18 protein-coding genes, 1 tRNA gene and 1 pseudogene are annotated in these 17,595 nt (G+C 62.8%); 13 read left to right on the top strand and 7 right to left on the bottom strand.

All coding sequences use genetic code 11. The annotated features are described in order from the left end of the window. Window positions 1–366: pseudogene (locus J8I87_RS35675) on the bottom strand (hypothetical protein); the annotation flags it as partial. 216 nt (window positions 367–582) lie between these two features. On the opposite strand from J8I87_RS35675, the gene J8I87_RS35680 reads away from it, so the two are divergent. Beyond that, window positions 583–750, top strand: coding sequence for a hypothetical protein (locus J8I87_RS35680; RefSeq protein ID WP_209937021.1), 168 nt, complete (start codon window positions 583–585; stop codon window positions 748–750). A 280-nt stretch (window positions 751–1,030) separates the two neighbouring features. Here J8I87_RS35680 and J8I87_RS35685 read toward each other — a convergent pair whose 3' ends face one another. The 5 genes from J8I87_RS35685 to acs form a co-directional block, all read right to left on the bottom strand. Next, on the bottom strand, window positions 1,031–1,207 hold the full coding sequence (locus tag J8I87_RS35685) for a hypothetical protein (protein WP_209937022.1): 177 nt from the start codon (window positions 1,205–1,207) through the stop codon (window positions 1,031–1,033). Window positions 1,208–1,379: 172 nt separating this feature from the next. Continuing rightward, window positions 1,380–1,470, bottom strand: a tRNA-Ser gene (locus tag J8I87_RS35690). Window positions 1,471–1,533: 63 nt separating this feature from the next. Continuing rightward, window positions 1,534–3,552 (bottom strand): sodium:solute symporter family protein, encoded by a 2,019-nt coding sequence (locus J8I87_RS35695; RefSeq protein ID WP_209937024.1) that lies wholly within the window; start codon window positions 3,550–3,552, stop codon window positions 1,534–1,536. Then, window positions 3,549–3,914 carry a DUF4212 domain-containing protein gene (locus tag J8I87_RS35700; RefSeq protein ID WP_209937025.1) on the bottom strand — a complete coding sequence of 122 codons (366 nt, stop codon included), beginning with the start codon at window positions 3,912–3,914 and terminating at the stop codon, window positions 3,549–3,551. The genes J8I87_RS35695 and J8I87_RS35700 overlap by 4 nt, the downstream gene beginning before the upstream one ends. A gap of 159 nt (window positions 3,915–4,073) precedes the next feature. Further along, a complete protein-coding gene (gene acs, locus J8I87_RS35705; protein ID WP_209937026.1) occupies window positions 4,074–6,056 on the bottom strand; it encodes an acetate--CoA ligase in 1,983 nt (660 codons plus the stop codon). 436 nt (window positions 6,057–6,492) lie between these two features. On the opposite strand from acs, the gene J8I87_RS35710 reads away from it, so the two are divergent. The 9 genes from J8I87_RS35710 to J8I87_RS35750 all read left to right on the top strand — a co-directional run bounded on the left by J8I87_RS35710 (window position 6,493) and on the right by J8I87_RS35750 (window position 14,075). Beyond that, on the top strand, window positions 6,493–7,392 hold the full coding sequence (locus J8I87_RS35710; RefSeq protein WP_209937027.1) for a DMT family transporter: 900 nt from the start codon (window positions 6,493–6,495) through the stop codon (window positions 7,390–7,392). A gap of 262 nt (window positions 7,393–7,654) precedes the next feature. After that, window positions 7,655–8,257: a TIGR00645 family protein gene (locus J8I87_RS35715; RefSeq protein WP_209937028.1), complete on the top strand. Its 603-nt coding sequence runs from the start codon at window positions 7,655–7,657 to the stop codon at window positions 8,255–8,257. 71 nt (window positions 8,258–8,328) lie between these two features. Next, window positions 8,329–9,852: a fumarate hydratase gene (locus tag J8I87_RS35720; RefSeq protein ID WP_209937029.1), complete on the top strand. Its 1,524-nt coding sequence runs from the start codon at window positions 8,329–8,331 to the stop codon at window positions 9,850–9,852. A gap of 172 nt (window positions 9,853–10,024) precedes the next feature. Continuing rightward, window positions 10,025–10,501 carry a bacterioferritin gene (bfr, locus tag J8I87_RS35725; RefSeq protein ID WP_209937030.1) on the top strand — a complete coding sequence of 159 codons (477 nt, stop codon included), beginning with the start codon at window positions 10,025–10,027 and terminating at the stop codon, window positions 10,499–10,501. A gap of 113 nt (window positions 10,502–10,614) precedes the next feature. Then, window positions 10,615–11,508 (top strand): glutamate racemase, encoded by an 894-nt coding sequence (gene murI, locus J8I87_RS35730; protein WP_245254397.1) that lies wholly within the window; start codon window positions 10,615–10,617, stop codon window positions 11,506–11,508. A gap of 140 nt (window positions 11,509–11,648) precedes the next feature. Beyond that, window positions 11,649–11,885, top strand: a complete 237-nt coding sequence (locus J8I87_RS35735) for a bacterioferritin-associated ferredoxin (protein ID WP_209937032.1) — start codon at window positions 11,649–11,651, stop codon at window positions 11,883–11,885. 248 nt (window positions 11,886–12,133) lie between these two features. Next, window positions 12,134–12,874: an energy transducer TonB gene (locus tag J8I87_RS35740; protein ID WP_209937033.1), complete on the top strand. Its 741-nt coding sequence runs from the start codon at window positions 12,134–12,136 to the stop codon at window positions 12,872–12,874. Between the two features lie 33 nt (window positions 12,875–12,907). Continuing rightward, complete coding sequence (locus J8I87_RS35745) at window positions 12,908–13,639, top strand: MotA/TolQ/ExbB proton channel family protein (RefSeq protein ID WP_209937034.1); 732 nt, start codon at window positions 12,908–12,910, stop codon at window positions 13,637–13,639. 16 nt (window positions 13,640–13,655) lie between these two features. Then, window positions 13,656–14,075, top strand: a complete 420-nt coding sequence (locus tag J8I87_RS35750) for an ExbD/TolR family protein (protein ID WP_209937035.1) — start codon at window positions 13,656–13,658, stop codon at window positions 14,073–14,075. 399 nt (window positions 14,076–14,474) lie between these two features. Here the strand turns inward: J8I87_RS35750 and J8I87_RS35755 are convergent, their stop codons facing one another. Continuing rightward, window positions 14,475–15,455, bottom strand: coding sequence for a LysR family transcriptional regulator (locus J8I87_RS35755; protein ID WP_209937036.1), 981 nt, complete (start codon window positions 15,453–15,455; stop codon window positions 14,475–14,477). A gap of 122 nt (window positions 15,456–15,577) precedes the next feature. Here J8I87_RS35755 and J8I87_RS35760 point away from each other — a divergent pair, with 122 nt between their 5' ends. From J8I87_RS35760 to J8I87_RS35770, 3 genes are all read left to right on the top strand, one after another. Further along, complete coding sequence (locus J8I87_RS35760; RefSeq protein WP_209937037.1) at window positions 15,578–16,450, top strand: pirin family protein; 873 nt, start codon at window positions 15,578–15,580, stop codon at window positions 16,448–16,450. A gap of 128 nt (window positions 16,451–16,578) precedes the next feature. Continuing rightward, complete coding sequence (locus J8I87_RS35765) at window positions 16,579–16,977, top strand: OsmC family protein (RefSeq protein ID WP_209937038.1); 399 nt, start codon at window positions 16,579–16,581, stop codon at window positions 16,975–16,977. A 36-nt stretch (window positions 16,978–17,013) separates the two neighbouring features. Further along, window positions 17,014–17,505: an SRPBCC family protein gene (locus tag J8I87_RS35770; protein WP_209937040.1), complete on the top strand. Its 492-nt coding sequence runs from the start codon at window positions 17,014–17,016 to the stop codon at window positions 17,503–17,505. The last annotated feature ends 90 nt before the right edge of the window (window positions 17,506–17,595 follow it).

Raw genomic sequence — 17,595 nt, forward strand, 5'->3', positions numbered from 1 at the left:
CGCCTTCGTGACCATGCCGGAAATCTCGCGCACCCCGAAACCGACGTTGCCCCGGCCCGTGTCGCCCGGCAGGCCGGGAATGAATGTGCCCCTGCCCGGAAGGTCAATCGAGATCGTGACGGGCGTACCGACAATGCTGTCCAGTTCAAGCGTGGTGCGGTCCGGATATGACGGCAGTTCGATATCCGTCCTGCAAAGCACGACGTAGCGGTACGGCCTGCCGATCTTTTCGCGTCCCGCCAGGCTGATGGGGACCAGCACGGGCCGGGTATCCTCACCCTCGGCCCGCATGTCGGTGTAGGGCGGCGTCCAGCGCGGCAGCGCGGGTCCGGCAATCTCCAGCGCGCGCGGGCGCCTTGTAGACATCGGAGCTGTAGCGTGAATGGTTTTTCATGCTGTGTCTCTCATGCCTGCTTCCATCTTTTATCAGTAATGCTAATGAATAGATGCCAACCTGAGCTCACACCGAGGCCATCGCGCACTTGACCGGAAAACCGGGCCATGCACGATCAGAAAAGTATGAAAACTGAAGCGGACGCGCAAAACAATGCTGCGGGCATAAAAGGCGGCCGGTATTTGGCCATGTTCGGCAACGTACGAGGCGCAGAGAACGAAGCCGCCTTCATGAACGTGCTGAAGGTGATCGAAATGCGCGGCCGCACGTTGAGCGAACGCGCGTTCAAGAACCAGGCGAACATGGTTCAAAGGGCGATTTCGGCCATGCGCGGGCGAGTCGGCGCGGACGAGTGACGCAACCTGATTTCGACGGGTGGCACGGCTGCCAGATTGAGGGCGACGACGCGTTGTTCACCAGTTTGATCCGCTGGTGCAAATGATGGGCGGCGACAAGGTGGGCACGGTGCCGTCGGCCGCGTATGGCTCGCTTTATCCGGGGCGCACCACGAAGTGGGCCGCGATTAGCCTTGAAAAGTACGGCCTTATTGGCGACATGTCCGGCACCCGCGCCTGTGATTGGCTGGCCCATATGACGTGGCGTTCTCGTCCGGGGTGCACCATCGGGTACGCGAAGTCACGGTATGAATTTAAGCGCAAGAAACAGCGCACCCGTAATCAGCATCTGCGCTGCGATCAAATGAACCTTGGGGGTCTCCACTGCACGACCTAAATCGGAAGTCGTTACCTCAATGGTGGGCACAAGTAAGTCGCGCAGCGCGCTTGCCAACGCTTCCGCTTGCCGCGCTTCCATACCCGCCTCGGAAAGGCGACGAGTGATTCTTTGCGTGTCGATCCTTCCCCATGTCGACCCCACCCCAACGGTTCTAGTACGTTCTGCAAGCCAAACGCAGTCGAATCGCTGTAGGGGTAAGCCGCCGATAAAAATAAAAAAGCCCGTGAAATCACGGGCTTGTATTCGGTCCTGGCGGAGAGAGGGGGATTCGAACCCCCGATAGGCTATTAACCTATACACGCTTTCCAGGCGTGCGACTTAAACCACTCATCCATCTCTCCGGCGGGACGCGCATTATAGCAGAGTCTCGCGCGGTTGCCACCTCCATTGGATGGAGAACGCAGTCAGGGATGCCGGATATAGTCCACCAGCGCGCGCGTGTACGCATCCGGCTTCCGATCCACGAGACTCACGAGCACCGTCACCGCAAACCCCGCCGGCACGCCGAACACGCCCGAGCTGATCGACTCGATGCCGAACCAGCGCGGCCCGACAAAGCCCGTCAATTGCGTAAAGAACGGGTACGTCGACACGATGTAGTAGATGCACACACCCAGCCCGGCGAGCATCCCCGCCACCGCGCCCAGCCGCGTCGTGCGCTTCCAGAACACGCCGAGCACGAGCACAGGGAACAGACTCGACGCCGCCAGAGAGAACGCCGCGCCCACCAGAAACAGAATATTCCCCGTATTCAGCGAGGCCACATACGACGCGAACAACGCCACCCCAAGCAGCAGAATCTTCGAGATCGTCACCCGCTTCTGACTCGACGCCTCAGGATCGACCATGTGGTAGTACACATCATGCGAGAGCGCGTTGGCGATCGTCAGCAACAGTCCATCGGCCGTCGACAGCGCGGCCGCGAGCGCCCCCGCCGCGATCAGCCCCGACATCACGTACGGCAGCCCCGCGATCTCCGGCGCGGCCAGCACCACCATATCCGGCTGCATCTGGATCTCGCTCCAGCGCACGATGCCATCGCCGTTCACATCGGCGATACTGAGCAGGTACGGCTCGATGCGCCGCCACTGCATCACCCACTGCGGCAGTTCGGAAAAACGATGCCCAACGAGATTCGACAGGATCTCGTACTTGATCAACACCGCGAGCACGGGCACCGTGAGATAGAACAGCGCGACGAAGAACAGCGTCCAGCCGACCGAGCGCCGCGCCGACGCCACGGACGTCGTCGTGTTATAGCGCGTCAGGATATGCGGCAAGCTCGCCGTTCCCAACGAAAGACACAGCAGCAGCGACAGAAAATTGCGCTTGTGCAGCCGCCGCTCGTCCTCGCTCGCAGCGGGATACGGCTCGTGCATCGGCACGGGCGCGGCCGCGCGCTGCATCATTTCATCGCGCTGCTGCGCCCACACGATCTGCGCCGTCGCCGCGTCGCGCGGCAGGCGCGAGATACGCCGCTCGAGATCGGCGATCTCGCGCAACGGTCCATTGTGCCGCCGCAAATCGTCGAGCTGCTCGGTGAGACGGCCCCTCTCGTCGATATACGACTGCGGCAGCCGGTCGATCTGCGTCTGGATCAACGCCGCGCGCATCCGGTAATCGTCGCGCACCGCCTGCTCCGATGGCGACTCGCGCGCGCCGCGCTCGAGCGACTCGACGCGCTCCATCAGGCGTCCATAGTCGAATTGCGGCACCCAGCCGAGGCCGTCCTTGTGCGCAATCATCGACACGGGAATCAGAAACGCCGCAATGAGGATGATGTACTGCGCGACCTGCGTCCACGTCACCGCCCGCATGCCGCCGAGAAACGAGCATACGAGAATGCCGGCGAGTCCACAGAAAATACCGATCGCGAAGTCGACGCCGATGAAGCGCGTCGCGATCAGCCCAACGCCCTGAATCTGCGCGACGAGATAGACGAACGAGCAGAGAATCGCCGACAGCGCGGCCAGTCCGCGCACCGCATTGCTCGAAAAACGCGTGCCGAGAAAATCGGGAATCGTGTAGCGCGCAAGCTTGCGCACATACGGCGCTAGCAGAAACGCAACGAGACAGTAGCCGCCCGTCCAGCCCATCGTGTACGCGAGGCCGTCGTACCCCGTCGCGTAGAGCGAGCCCGCAAGACCAATGAACGAAGCCGCCGACAGCCAGTCCGCCGCCGTCGCCATGCCGTTGAACGCGGACGGCACGCGCCGCCCCGCCACGTAGTATTCGACGAGATCGGAAGTCCGCGACAGCAGGCCGATCACGGCATACACGGCAATCGGCACGAACAGGAACACATAGCCGATCCACATGCCGGGACCGTTCGCGGCCTCGATCCGCCAAAGCAGATAGATGAACGCAAAAAAGCCCAGCGTGTAGAGCGAATATGAACGGATCAGCCGATGCGCGAGCTTCATCGGTCGGCGGCGCACCCGGCCAGATCGTCCTGCGCGCTGGCTTCGAGCGCGCGTTGCAGCACCGCGTCGGCGCGCTGCATCAGGACGATATAGATGACGATCAGCATCAGGTACACGAGGATCGCGCCCTGTGCGCCCATGTAGAACGGCAGGCTGAAGCCCGCGAAACGCACGGGCGCGAGGCTGCGCGCGACGAGCGGCACGATGAACGAGACGAAGAAGCCGATCAGCATCAACGCCACGATCAACACGATGTTGAAGCGCCAGTAGCGGGCGTGCGCGCGCGCCATCGCCTCAGTCACGGGCGGCGGCTCGGGCAACGGATTGATGTTGTGACGCGAGGTGCGGTGTGGCGCGGCCATGCGCCTGTTTATCAAAAACGTGTTGCATCGGCAATCGGGGTTGTCCGCGCAACGGTTCGCACGGCACTTCGAAACGAGTGGAGAACCATCAATGAAAACGGCGCATCCTCATTGGATGCGCCGCTTGTGTCTTCAAGACCTCACGCCGCCGGGCAGCCCTCAGCGCGACTCGCCCAACTGGTCGAGAATCGCGGGATTCTCCAGCGTGGACACGTCTTGCGTGATCTCTTCGCCCTTCGCAAGCGAACGCAACAGACGCCGCATGATCTTGCCCGAACGCGTCTTCGGCAGGTTGTCGCCGAAGCGGATGTCCTTCGGCTTCGCAATCGGGCCGATTTCCTTGCCGACCCAGTTGCGCAATTCCGCCGCGATCTTCGCTGCTTCTTCGCCTTCGGGACACCCACGCTTCAATACGACGAACGCGCACACCGCCTCGCCCGTCGTCTGGTCGGGACGGCCCACCACGGCCGCTTCAGCGACGAGCGGATTCGCCACCAGCGCCGACTCGATCTCCATCGTGCCCAGGCGGTGACCCGACACGTTCAGCACGTCGTCGATACGGCCCATGATCGTGAAGTAGCCGGTGTCCTTGTCGCGCACCGAGCCGTCGCCCGCGAGGTACAGCTTGCCGCCGAGTTCTTCGGGGAAGTAGCTCTTCTTGAAGCGCTCGGGGTCACCCCAGATCGTGCGGATCATCGACGGCCACGGACGCTTGACGACGAGAATGCCGCCCTGCCCGTTCGGCACGTCCTGGCCGGTTTCATCGACGATCGCGGCCATGATGCCCGGCAGCGGCAGCGTGCACGAGCCCGGCACGAGCGGCGTCGCGCCCGGCAGCGGCGTGATCATGTGGCCGCCCGTTTCCGTCTGCCACCATGTATCGACGATCGGGCAGCGCGAGCCGCCGACGTTCTCGTAGTACCACATCCACGCTTCCGGGTTGATCGGCTCGCCGACCGTGCCGATGATGCGCAGCGACGACAGGTCGTAGCTCTTCGGATGCACCTTCGCGTCGGCTTCCGATGCCTTGATCAGCGAGCGGATCGCCGTCGGCGCGGTATAGAACACGCTGACCTTGTGCTTCTGGATCATCTCCCAGAAGCGGCCCGCGTTCGGGTAAGTCGGCACGCCTTCGAACACGACCTGCGTGCCGCCGAGCGCGAGCGGGCCATAAGTGATGTAGCTGTGGCCCGTCACCCAGCCGATATCGGCCGTGCACCAGAAGACATCCGTGGGCTTCCAGTCGAAGGTCCACTTCATCGTCTGCGCGGCCCACAGCAGATAGCCGCCCGTGCTGTGCTGCACGCCCTTCGGCTTGCCCGTCGAACCCGACGTGTAGAGGATGAAGAGGGGATGCTCGGCGCCGACCCACTCGGGCGGGCACTCGTCCGATTCGCTTGCGGCGAGCTCGTGCATCCACAGGTCGCGACTGTCGTCCCAGCCGATCTTGCCGCCCGTGCGCTTATGGACGATCACGCTCCTGACCGCCTCGCAGCCGCCCATCGCGAGCGCTTCGTCGGCGATGTTCTTGAGCGGCAGCGCCTTGCCGCCGCGCATCTGTTCGTCGGATGTAATCAGCGCGACGGCGCCGACGTCGACGAGACGCTCATTCAATGACTTCGACGAGAAGCCGCCGAACACGACGGAATGCGTTGCGCCGATCCGCGCGCAAGCCTGCATCGCGACGACGCCTTCGATCGACATCGGCATATAGATGACGACGCGGTCGCCCTTTTTGATGCCGCGTTTCTTCAGCGCATTCGCGAAGCGCGACACGCGCTGCAGCAGGTCGTTGTATGTGACGTTGGTGACGGTGCCGTCGTCGGCTTCGAAGATGATCGCGACGCGCTCGCCATTGCCCGCCTCGACGTGCCTGTCGATGCTGTTGTACGACGCATTCAGCTCGCCGTCGTCGAACCATTTGTAGAACGGCGCATCCGTTTCGTCGAGCACCTTCGTAAAGGGCTTTTTCCAGCTGAGCGTCTCGCGCGCCAGCCTGCCCCAGAACCCTTCATAATCGCGCTCCGCTTCTGCGGCGAGCGCTTTGTACGCGTCCATGCCAGACACTGCTGCCTGCGCCGTCATTTCGGCGGAAGGCGGAAACACGCGGCGTTCTTGAAGAACCGATTCAATCGCAGACATCGACTACCCCTTGGTGAAGATGAAACGTCAATCCTTGCCGGCGCTCGCGATGCATGCCGGCCTCAAGCCGGCGCAACCCGTCGCTCCATGTCGTCCTGGCGGCACCGCGCATCATGCTGGCTCGCGGCGTGTCTCCCACCCTCGCGCCCGTCCGCATCGGCGGGCACGTAGCGATTCGGCGAATGGCAGATGCGGCACTGCAACATCGCGTGGGCCGCATGCCTGTCATTAGCTTCGATCAGTTCCCACGATAAGCGTTGCAACTTACCGCGCACTTACGCACGGGCCGACCGTCCGGTCGGCAAACCACCAGGCTCGACGGCTCATGGCGCGCCGCGTAGCAAACAGGATGCAATCCTCGCACCTGCCCGCTCGCTTTGCGCCGCTGTTAGCGCCCTTTTACAATGCTAACTGAACTCGCCGTATGGATTCCAGCTTGAACCGCTACTCACTGTTTCTCGTCGCCGCGATGCTGCTCGTCGGCAGCAATGTCGGCATCGGCAAGTCGATCGTCGCGTTCGTTCCCGTTCCCCTGTTCGCCCTGCTGCGCTTCGTGATCGCGATGGCGGTGCTGTGGCCGCTGTTGCGCATGGGCAAGCTGCGCCGCGTGAAGGCGGGCGAATGGCTCAATCTGTTCATGCAGGCGCTGTTCGGCACATTCGGGTTTACGCTGCTGATGCTTAATGGCGTGCACCGGACGAGCGCCGTCGCGGCGGGTGTCATCACGAGCACGATTCCCGCCGTGGTCGCGCTGTTCTCGTGGATCTTTCTCAAGGAGAAACCGGATGGCCGCGCGCTCGCATCGATCGCGCTCGCGATCGCAGGGATAGTCGTCATCAATCTCGCGCATGCGGATCAGGCAGCGGGCGCGGCAAGCGGGAGCTCGTTCGCGGGCAACCTGATGGTGCTCGGCGCCGTGTGCTGCGAGTCGCTCTACGTGATCCTGTCGCGCCGTCTCACGCAGACGCTCGCGCCCATCGACATCTGCGCGTACACACATCTGTTCGGTCTTTTGTTGATGCTTCCCCTCGGCGTATCCGCGCTCCTTGCCTTCGACTATGCGAGCGTCCCTGTCAGCATCTGGGCGCTCGTGCTCTGGTACGGCCTGTCGGCCAGCATCTTCTCGTTCTGGTTGTGGATGAAGGGTATCCGGCACGTGCCAGGCAGCCTCGCGGGCGTGTTCAGCGCGGTGCTGCCCGTGGCGGCCGCCGTCTACGGCATCGTGTTCCTCGGTGAGCGGCCGACGCTCGCGCATGGCGTCGCGCTCGCATGCGTTATCGCGGGCATCACGCTCGCCAGCCTGAAGGTCAGACGTGTGCCGCCCGTTGCGTCGTAGCGTCGGCTTTCGCATGGCGCGCGGCACCGTCTCCAGCGCGCCGCGTCGTGCGTTGTCGGGCCGACCTGCCCGCCTCGACACGGCTGTCACGGATCACGCTGTACAATAACGCGCCCAACGCGCTCCGCCGGCCCGACGCACCGCCGTGCCGCGTCGTACGTTGCGTCGGTTGTCCGCTTTGCGTGTGATCGGCCCCGTCGCTGCGAGCGCGCCCGTGCCCGCTGTCATCCACCACGAAGCGCCAACATTTCGCCGAATACCCATGACTGCACCGCGCCCCGACTTCCCCCGCCCGCCGCGCCGCATGCGCCTTCTGCCCTCCGTGATCTTCATGAGCCGGTGGCTGCAAGTGCCGCTCTACCTGGGCCTGATCGCAGCGCAAGCCGTGTACGTCGTGCTGTTTCTCAAGGAAGTGTGGCACCTCGTCTCCCACTCGATGACGCTCGACGAAGTGAGCATCATGCTCGTCGTGCTCGGCCTGATCGACGTGGTGATGATCTCGAACCTGCTGATCATGGTGATCGTCGGCGGGTACGAAACGTTTGTCTCGCGGCTCGGTGTGGAAGGCCATCCCGACGAGCCCGAATGGCTCGACCATGTGAACGCGGGCGTGCTGAAGGTGAAGCTGTCGATGGCGCTCATCAGCATTTCGTCGATTCATCTGCTGAAGACCTTCATCGATCCGGACCAGCACACGACGCATGCCGTGATGTGGCAGGTGATCATCCATGTCGCGTTCCTCGTGTCCGCGCTGGTGATGGCCTTCGTCGACCGCCTGACGACACACACGCATCCCGAGCATTTTCACGAGCCCGCAGCGCGGCATGTGAAGCAACCGATTTCCACCTCCCCTGAAGGCGCATGACCGACCACGTCCTGACGCGATCGCGATAACCAGCGCCTCACTACCTCACCAGTGCCCCACTGAGCCTAGCCATGACCGTCATCAAACAGGAAGATCTGATCCAGAGTATTGCGGACTCGCTGCAGTACATCAGCTATTACCATCCGCTCGACTACATCGAGGCGCTCGGCCGCGCGTACGAGCTCGAAGAGAGCCCGGCTGCGAAAGACGCCATCGCGCAGATTCTCACGAATAGCCGTATGTGCGCCGAAGGCAAGCGCCCGATCTGCCAGGACACGGGCATCGTCACGGTGTTCGTGAAGGTCGGCATGGACGTGCGTTGGGACGGCGCGACGATGAGCGTCACCGACATGATCAACGAAGGCGTGCGCCGCGGTTATCTGAACCCCGACAACGTGCTGCGCGCGTCGATCGTGAATCCGCCCGAAGGCGCGCGCAAGAACACGAAGGACAACACGCCCGCCGTGATCCACTACGAGATCGTGCCGGGCGACAAGGTCGACGTGCAGGTCGCCGCGAAAGGCGGCGGCTCGGAGAACAAGTCGAAGTTCGCGATGCTCAACCCGTCGGATTCGATCGTCGACTGGGTGCTGAAGACCGTGCCGACGATGGGCGCGGGCTGGTGTCCGCCCGGCATGCTCGGCATCGGCATCGGCGGCACGGCTGAGAAGGCGATGGTGATGGCGAAGGAATCGCTGATGGACCCGATCGACATTCAGGACATCATTGCGCGCGGCCCGCAGGACTGGATCGAGGAACTGCGCGTCGAGCTGCACGAGAAGGTCAACGCGCTCGGCATCGGCGCGCAGGGTCTCGGCGGCCTGTCGACCGTGCTCGACGTGAAGATCATGGCGGCACCGACGCACGCGGCCTCGAAGCCGATCGCGATCATCCCGAACTGCGCGGCCACGCGCCATGCGCACTTCACGCTCGACGGCTCGGGCGTCGCGAAGCTCGAAGCGCCGTCGCTCGACGCATGGCCGAAGGTCACGTGGGCGCCCAACACGGAGACGAGCCAGCGCATCGATCTGAACACGCTGACGCCAGAAGAAGTCGCATCGTGGAAGCCGGGCCAGACACTGCTCCTGTCGGGCAAGATGCTCACGGGCCGCGACGCCGCGCACAAGCGCATCGCCGACATGCTCGCGAAGGGCGAGAAGCTGCCCGTCGATTTCACGAACCGCGTGATCTATTACGTCGGCCCCGTCGACCCGGTCCGCGACGAAGCCGTCGGCCCGGCAGGCCCGACCACGGCCACGCGGATGGACAAGTTCACGGAAACCATGCTCGCGCAAACGGGGTTGATCTCGATGATCGGCAAGGCCGAGCGCGGCCCCGTCGCAATCGAGGCGATCAAGAAGCACAAGGCCGCATATCTGATGGCCGTGGGCGGCGCGGCATACCTGGTGTCGAAGGCGATCCGCAGCGCGAAGGTGCTCGCATTCGAAGACCTCGGCATGGAAGCGATCTACGAATTCGACGTGCAGGACATGCCCGTGACGGTCGCCGTCGATTCGAACGGCACGTCGGTTCATCAGACGGGTCCGAAGGAATGGCAAGCGAAGATCGGCAAGATCCCCGTCGCCACTGCTTAAAATTTTTCTTTGTTGCACGCAAGCCGGGACGTTATAGTCCCGGCTTTTTTATTGTTCACGCAAAATACAAATTAAGTTGCGTTAATGATTCTCAGCAACCGCTTTCGTCCTTGGCTTTTGAAGTTATGGCGTTTATTGTTGTTGGAAACCAAAGTACCAACGAGGAAAGATCATGCAAGGCGACAAAAAGGTCATCGAATATCTGAACGCCCAGTTGAAAAACGAACTGACCGCGATCAATCAATACTTCCTGCATGCGCGGATGTACAAGCATTGGGGTCTCGACAAGCTTGGCAAGCATGAGTACGACGAGTCGATCGGCGAAATGAAACACGCCGACCTGCTGATCGAGCGCACCTTCATGCTCGATGGGCTGCCTAATCTGCAAGATCTGCACAAGCTGCTGATCGGCGAGGAAACCAAGGAAATCCTCGAATGCGATCTGAAGCTCGAACAGATCTCGCAAACCACCTGCAAAGAGGCGATTGCGTATTGCGAGTCGGTGCGCGATTTCATCTCGCGCGAAATCTTCACGACGATTCTCGACGACACCGAAGAGCATATCGACTGGCTCGAAACGCAGATCGACCTGATCGACAAGGTGGGCATCCAGAACTACCAGCAATCGGCGATGGGCTCGCCGGAATAAGACAACGCGACGCAAATCGCGTCTCGCCTCCTGCTACACTTCTGCGGTCCCGATCCGCGCAACGTTTCTCGACAGAGCTGCGCGGATTTTCCTATATGGCTTCCGCTGAAACCATGACCGCTTCGTCCCCCGCCTCCGCTGCGCTCTCTTCGTTGCCGCCCATCGCCTCGCTCGATCCGCGCGCGCCTGTCGGGATTTTCGATTCAGGTCTCGGCGGTTTGTCGGTGCTGCGCGCGGTGCGCACGCTATTGCCGAACGAAGCGCTCATCTATGTCGCCGATTCGTTGTACGCCCCGTATGGCGAGCGCGACGACGACTTCATCGCCGACCGCACGCTCGCCATCGGCGAGTGGCTCGTGGCGCAGGGCGCGAAGGCGCTGGTGGTCGCGTGCAACACGGCGACGGCGCAGTCGATCGCGCTGGTGCGCGAGAAGCTGCCGATCCAGCTGATCGGCGTCGAGCCGGGCGTGAAGCCGGCCGCGCAGCAATCGAAATCGCGTGTGGCAGGCGTGCTCGCGACGCGCGTGACGTTGCGCAGCGCCCGCTTCCAGGATTTGCTGGCGCGGCACGGCAGCGACTGCCGGTTTCTGGGCCAGCCCGGACACGGACTCGTGGAAGCCGTGGAGCGCTGCGACATCGGCTCCCCCGAATTGCGCGCGCTGCTTGAAAGCTACGTTCAACCCATGCTCGACGCGGGCGCCGATACGCTCGTGCTCGGCTGCACGCACTATCCGTTTCTCGATGCCGCGATCCGCGAGATCGCCGGCGACCGCCTCACGCTGATCGACACGAGCGTCGCGATCGCCCGCCAGCTGGAGCGCGTGCTCGACCAACAAGGGCTGCGCTCGCCCCCGCGCGATGCCGCGCCGCAGCCGCGCTTCTGTTCGACGAGCGACGGCGCGCACCTGAAGCAGCTGGCAGCGACCTTGCTCGGCGTCGATGCGCCTGTGGAGCGCGTGCACATTCCGTCGCGCCGCACCGCCGCGCCCGATTCCCACGCCGCCTGAGCGCCGGCAACGCGCACGCCATTAGGGACGAAACCCTTCTAACAAGCTGGTTTTGTTACAAAAATTTGCCGTCAACGCTTGCCAAACGGATCAAACAAAATGATAATAATTCGCATTAACGTTAGCTATCGGTAGCCGTCATGATCGTCTGCGTGTGCAAGTCCGTATCCGACCGGAAAATTCGTGCGTCGATTGCCGAAGGCATCGACACCTTCGACGAACTTCAGTTCGAACTGGGCGTCGCGATGTGTTGCGGCAAATGCGAAGCATCCGTGCGGGAAGTGATGGCGCAAAGCGGCGTCTGCGCCAGCCGCTGTGGCGTTGAGCATCACACGCAAGCCGTGCCGCTTACTTTCTACGAACGCAAGGCAGCCTGAAGCCGGGTTCTCCTGCTTCGACACGTGTTACCGTAGAGCTTCACCCTGCGCGCTCGCATCGCGCCCTTCAGTTTTCCTTTGCCGTCAGCAAGCCAGTCGGACACCAGCCAGCGACGCCATTCTTCGAGGAGTTCGAGATGGAATTGCTGATCGGTTTCCTGACCACCCTTTGCATTTCGCTGCTGATATTTCGAACATGATGCTGTTTTGCTTGACGTGCTGCATCGTCGGCGCGCCGCCACGTTAACATGCAGGCCACGCCTACTCTTCCAGCCGGCTTCGCGCCGGACGCTTCCGCCCGAATCGGTCCGCGTATCGCCACGGCGACGGGCATCGTCATCGGTCTTCATGTCGTTGCGCTGGTTGTCGCGTTCGCCGTGCGCGACGTGACGCCTGTGCGGCCCATCGAATCGCGCACGATCACGGCGGAACTGATCAGTCCAGCGCCCGTCGCCGCGCCCGCTGCGATCCAGTCGACCCCGACGCCGCCTCCGCCGAAGCCAGTGCCCGTGCAGAAGGTTACGCCCAAGGTGCAACCGCGCCCGACGCCCAAGCCTGCGCCGACACCGATGCCCGTTGCGCCAGCACCGTCCCAGCATGAGATCGCGCCCGAGTCCGCGCCGCCGACACCGCCCGCCGCGCCCGCCCCCACCGCCCCCACGGCGGCCGCCGCGCCGGCAGCCGGCAAGCCGACGATGGCGCTGTCCGCGCCGAAGAACGTGTCGCATCTCGATTGCAGCATCGCGCAGCCCGACTATCCGGCGATGTCGCGCCGGCGCGGCGAGACAGGGACGGCAATGGTGCGCTTCGTCGTCGGCCTGACCGGGAAGATCGAGAACATCGAACTGAAAAAGAGCAGCGGCTACGAACGCCTCGATCAGGCCGCGCTCGAAGCGATGCGCTCCAGCTCATGCAAGCCATACCTCGAAAACGGCGAACCGATCCGGGCCGCGTACACCCAGCCGTTTGACTTCAGCCTGAACAACTGATCAAAAACAGATTTCAAGAAGAAGGGAATTGCCATGCAGAACTACGGTATCGCCCACGTTTGGGCACAAGGGGATTTCGTCACGCGCGGTATCGCGGTGGCGCTGCTGATCATGTCGGTGTTGTCCTGGAGCGTGATCGTCATCAAGAGCTGGAATGTGGTGCGCCTCAAGCGTCTGACGAAAAACGCCGAGCAGGCGTTCTGGCATTCGGACGATTTCAACGACGGCGTGAAGAAGCTCGGCCGCGACACGTCGTCGCCCGCTGAGAATCCGTTCCTCGCGCTCGCGCTGTCGGGCCAGGAGGCCGCCGATCATCATCACCAGACCCAGCCTCATCTGCACGACCGCATGGACGTGTCCGACTGGGTCACGCGCTGCCTGAAGGACACGATGGACGAGAGAATCGCGCGCATGCAAAGCGGCCTTGCGATTCTCGCGTCGATCGGCAGCACGGCGCCGTTCGTCGGCCTGTTCGGCACGGTCTGGGGCATCTATCACGCGTTGCTGACCATCGGCGCGACGGGCCAGTCGTCGATCGATCAGGTCGCCGGCCCCGTCGGCGAGGCGCTGATCATGACGGCGTTCGGCCTGTTCGTCGCCATTCCCGCCGTGCTCGGCTACAACGCCCTGACGCGCGCCAACAAGGCGATCGTCAGCAAGCTCAGCCGTTTTGCCCATGGTCTTCATGCGTTCTTCGTCACAGGCGCGCGCCTGTCATCGACGAAACGCGGAGACGGTCTTCGGCTCGCGACCCGTGCCAACTAAATAACGAGGCATAGCGATGGCAATGAGCCCTTTCGCCGGCGACGATGACGACGGCCTCATGAACGAAATCAACATGACGCCCCTCGTCGACGTCATGTTGGTTCTCCTGATCGTGTTCATGGTGACGATCCCCGTGATCCGCCATGCCGTGAAGATCGACCTGCCCCACGCGAGCAGCCAGAAGGAAGACACGAAGCCCGTGCAGGTCACGGTGTCGATCGATGCGGACGGCAACGTGCTGTGGGACAAGCAGAAGATCTCCGACGAAGCGCTGCAGGCGAAAATCGCCGCCGCCGCGCAGCAGAACCCGCAGCCGGAACTGCACCTGAGCGCCGACCGCAAGGTCGCGTACGAGAAGGTGGCGCAAGTGATGTCGGCGGCGCAGGCAGGCGGCCTGACGAAGATTGGCTTCGTCACCGAACCGAAGGCGCACTGAACGCGCCGCTCCCGTTGCGCACGTAAAAGCACAAAGAAAAGCCCTGTTTTTCAAGGCACAAAGTAAAAGGCCTTCATCAACGGATGAAGGCCTTTTTTCGTGCGCACTCGGCGCCTTCGGGCGGCGGGATCATTTTCCATCGCTTCTGCTCTGAATCTGATCACCGCATGCAACAGCCGTGGTCGACACGGACAGCGCTGTCAGCCCTATCAGGCTCACTATCAAAGCGGCCGTGATTTTTCGCATAGGACGCTCCTTAGCGAAGGGATTTCAATATAAGCCCGTGAGCGCGCGCATTCAAGCCTGCGGCCATTGAAAGTATCCATCGCTGCCGCGTTTGCATGGCATAAACGATATTTGACTTCGGCTTGCGCGCCTGCTGACAGCCGGCGCAGCGCGTCAGATCGCTTCGGCTTTCAGGCGCAGCGGCTTCGATTCGCGCTCCGGACAGTCCTGCTGGATATGCTTGCCGGTGTCGGGATCGAGCATTTCGACGAGGTAATCGACGAAGGTGCGCACGGCGGGCACCATCCCCTGCCGCGACAGGAACACGGCGTACAGTTGCGGCGACGGCAGCGTCCAGCCCGGCATCACGGGCGACAGGCGGCCGCTGCGCAGCGCGGCGCCATACATCATCTCCGGCAGCGCCGCGATACCGACGCCCGCGAGCGCGGCTTCCGTAATCATCATCAGATCGGCTGTCACGAGGCGCGGTTCGTGCTCATGCGCGTGACGCGTGCCGTCGGGCGCGATCAGATTGAACACGTGGCGGCCGTCGCTCGTCGGCGTATCGAGGGTCTCGAAGCGTTCCAGATCGGCTGGCTCGAGCGGGGGCGCATTCTGGCTCAGCAGGCTCGGCGCGCCGACCAGCATCTGCTGCGTGCGCCACAGCGGCCGCACGACGATATTCGCGCTCTCGGGCGGCTCGGAACGCACGCGCAGCGCGACGTCGATCGAATCCTCGAACAGATCGACGACGCGATTCGTCACGCGAATCACGACGCGCACTTCCGGATAACGGTGCATGAACTCCGGCAGGATCTGCGACATGATGGTCTGCGAAATCGTCACGGGGACGCTCACGCGCACCGTGCCGCGCGGCGACGAGCGCAACTGCTGCACAACATTGACGGCCGCCTGCGCTTCGGACAGCATCGCCTGACAGTGCTGGTAGAACAGTTGCCCCGCTTCCGTGAGCGCGAGCTTGCGCGTCGAGCGCTGCAAGAGCCGTACGCCCAGCGACGCTTCAAGCTCCGTCAGCCGGCGCGACAGGCGCGACTTCGAAATGCCGAGCACGCGTTCGGCGGCGGAAAACCCGCCATGTTCGACAACCTGCGAAAAATACATCAGGTCGTTCAGGTTATGCGAATCGATCTTCATGTCATCGTTTCACTGGCAGAACAATCCATTGCGACAGGTGGCCTGTTACGGCCAAAAACGGTCCATATAATAGCCTCATGTTTCAGAAATAACGCTATTCCCCATTTTTTGAGGTGACTTTGATGAGCGCGACCCGCACGATCGAACGCACGTATCCGTCCGTACGCACGGTTGAAGGCGGCGGCTTTGTCGTCCACCGTCCGTTTCCGACACGCATGCTGATGGACTTCGACCCGTTTCTGCTACTCGACGAAATGGGCCCTGTCGACTATGCGCCGGGCGAGGCGAAGGGCGCGCCCGACCATCCACATCGCGGCTTCGAAACGGTGACCTATGTGCTCGAAGGCCAGTTCGGCCACAAGGATTCGGCGGGACATTCGGGCACGCTGCGCACGGGCGACGTCCAATGGATGACGGCCGGTTCGGGCGTCGTGCACAGTGAAATGCCCGATCCGTCGTTCGTCGCGACGGGCGGCCGCGTGCACGGCCTGCAACTGTGGGTGAACCTGCCCAGGCGCGACAAGATGATCGCGCCGCGCTATCAGGAGATGCCGTCGGCGGGCATTCCCGTCGCGACCTCGGGCGATGGCAAGGTGCGCGTCAAGGTGATCGCTGGCGAAGCGCTCGGCGTGAAAGCGGCGATCGAGACGCGCACGCCCATCCTGTATCAGCATTTCACGCTGCAGCCTGGGGCGCGGATCGTGCATCCCGTCCCGCGCGACTATCGCGTGTTCGCTTACGGGTTGTCGGGCAAGGGCCTCTATAGCGACGAGCGGCTGGAAATCGGCCCGCAGCAGATGATCGTGTTCGACAACGACGGCGACACCGTGACCATCGCCGCCGGCGATGAACCCGTCGACGTGCTGTTGTTCGGCGGCGTGCCGCTGAACGAGCCGGTCGTGCGCTACGGCCCGTTCGTGATGAACACGGAAGACGAGATCCGCCAGGCCGTCATCGACTATCAGGCGGGCCGCATGGGACAGATCGCGCACTAAACCGCCATACGGTTTTTCGCGAGCCGCCGCTCAGCCGCGAATCGAAGCAAATTCGTTCACAATAGCAATTCGACCCGCGCGCCGCATGACGCGCCGCGCGGCACAACCCGTCCCGCACAGGAGCGCGCATGGCAGACACGAAGGTCACCGCACATATTGGCTCGACGAACTATCAGGTGCTGTTCGACGACGGCGCGCATACATGGCTTGCCGACGAACCCGAGTCGCTCGGCGGCGCCGACCGCGGCCCGACGCCGAACTCGCTGCTGCTGTCGAGCCTCGGCGCATGCACGTCGATTACGCTGAAAATGTACGCGCAGCGTAAGGGGTGGCCGCTCGAGGAAGTGCACGTGACGCTGTCGATGCAAAAAGAAGGCGATGGTACGGCGATTGACCGCCAGATCGTGCTCACGGGGAATCTGACGGACGAGCAGCAGGAACGACTCCTGCAAATTGCCAATTCGTGCCCCGTGCACAAGATCCTGACCAATCCGATCTCGATCCGTACGGGCCTGACCGTTGCTTAACCGTATGAACCTGGGCTTTTAAAGGAAGCTGTCGTCTTGAACTTCGAACATCTGATCCAGATCAACGACCCGCTGAACCCGCTCGTCGAAGCGCTGACGCGCGAACAGCTCTGGGAAGGGCTCGTGCTGCGCGCCGAACAGCCGCAGCTATTCGTGATCGGGCTCGACAGTTGCGCGATCCTGTCGCGCACCGAAAGCACGATGGAGCGCGAGTTGCACTATGGTCAGGCGACCGTGCGCGATCACGTCACGCTCACGCCGCAAGAAAGCGTGCGCTACGACATCCTTGCGACGGCCGAGTACGTCGGCGGCTCGCTGACGATGACCATCGAGCAGCCCGACGAACTGCAGCTTTTTCTACGCTTCGAGTACAAAACGAGCCTGCCCTCCGCCGACGACAATGGCGATCCCGACGCACACCAGACCGAGGAGATCGTCAAATCGGCGTATCGCGAGTCGGATATCGACACGGTCCGGTTGATCCGCCAGTACGTCAGCACGCGCAATACGCCTGACCAGTTGCACTAGGCGCCGGGCGCCGCCGGGGACGCTCCGCGCGGCGCCGCCCCTTGCCTATCGAAACGTCTCATCGATTGATTTCCCGGTCTTGTAAATAGG

It is taken from the genome of Paraburkholderia sp. LEh10 (genome assembly GCF_017814945.1).
GTDB lineage: Bacteria > Pseudomonadota > Gammaproteobacteria > Burkholderiales > Burkholderiaceae > Paraburkholderia.

Coding starts and splice junctions, on each gene's coding strand:
- J8I87_RS35735 (WP_209937032.1), top strand. CDS start 11,649: ATGATCGTCTGCGTGTGCAAGTCCGTATCCGACCGGAAAATTCGTGCG.
- J8I87_RS35750 (WP_209937035.1), top strand. CDS start 13,656: ATGGCAATGAGCCCTTTCGCCGGCGACGATGACGACGGCCTCATGAAC.
- J8I87_RS35740 (WP_209937033.1), top strand. CDS start 12,134: ATGCAGGCCACGCCTACTCTTCCAGCCGGCTTCGCGCCGGACGCTTCC.
- J8I87_RS35680 (WP_209937021.1), top strand. CDS start 583: ATGTTCGGCAACGTACGAGGCGCAGAGAACGAAGCCGCCTTCATGAAC.
- J8I87_RS35760 (WP_209937037.1), top strand. CDS start 15,578: ATGAGCGCGACCCGCACGATCGAACGCACGTATCCGTCCGTACGCACG.
- J8I87_RS35715 (WP_209937028.1), top strand. CDS start 7,655: ATGACTGCACCGCGCCCCGACTTCCCCCGCCCGCCGCGCCGCATGCGC.
- bfr (WP_209937030.1), top strand. CDS start 10,025: ATGCAAGGCGACAAAAAGGTCATCGAATATCTGAACGCCCAGTTGAAA.
- murI (WP_245254397.1), top strand. CDS start 10,615: ATGACCGCTTCGTCCCCCGCCTCCGCTGCGCTCTCTTCGTTGCCGCCC.
- J8I87_RS35745 (WP_209937034.1), top strand. CDS start 12,908: ATGCAGAACTACGGTATCGCCCACGTTTGGGCACAAGGGGATTTCGTC.
- J8I87_RS35720 (WP_209937029.1), top strand. CDS start 8,329: ATGACCGTCATCAAACAGGAAGATCTGATCCAGAGTATTGCGGACTCG.
- acs (WP_209937026.1), bottom strand. CDS start 6,056: ATGTCTGCGATTGAATCGGTTCTTCAAGAACGCCGCGTGTTTCCGCCT.
- J8I87_RS35685 (WP_209937022.1), bottom strand. CDS start 1,207: ATGGAAGCGCGGCAAGCGGAAGCGTTGGCAAGCGCGCTGCGCGACTTA.
- J8I87_RS35755 (WP_209937036.1), bottom strand. CDS start 15,455: ATGAAGATCGATTCGCATAACCTGAACGACCTGATGTATTTTTCGCAG.
- J8I87_RS35695 (WP_209937024.1), bottom strand. CDS start 3,552: ATGAAGCTCGCGCATCGGCTGATCCGTTCATATTCGCTCTACACGCTG.
- J8I87_RS35700 (WP_209937025.1), bottom strand. CDS start 3,914: ATGGCCGCGCCACACCGCACCTCGCGTCACAACATCAATCCGTTGCCC.
- J8I87_RS35765 (WP_209937038.1), top strand. CDS start 16,579: ATGGCAGACACGAAGGTCACCGCACATATTGGCTCGACGAACTATCAG.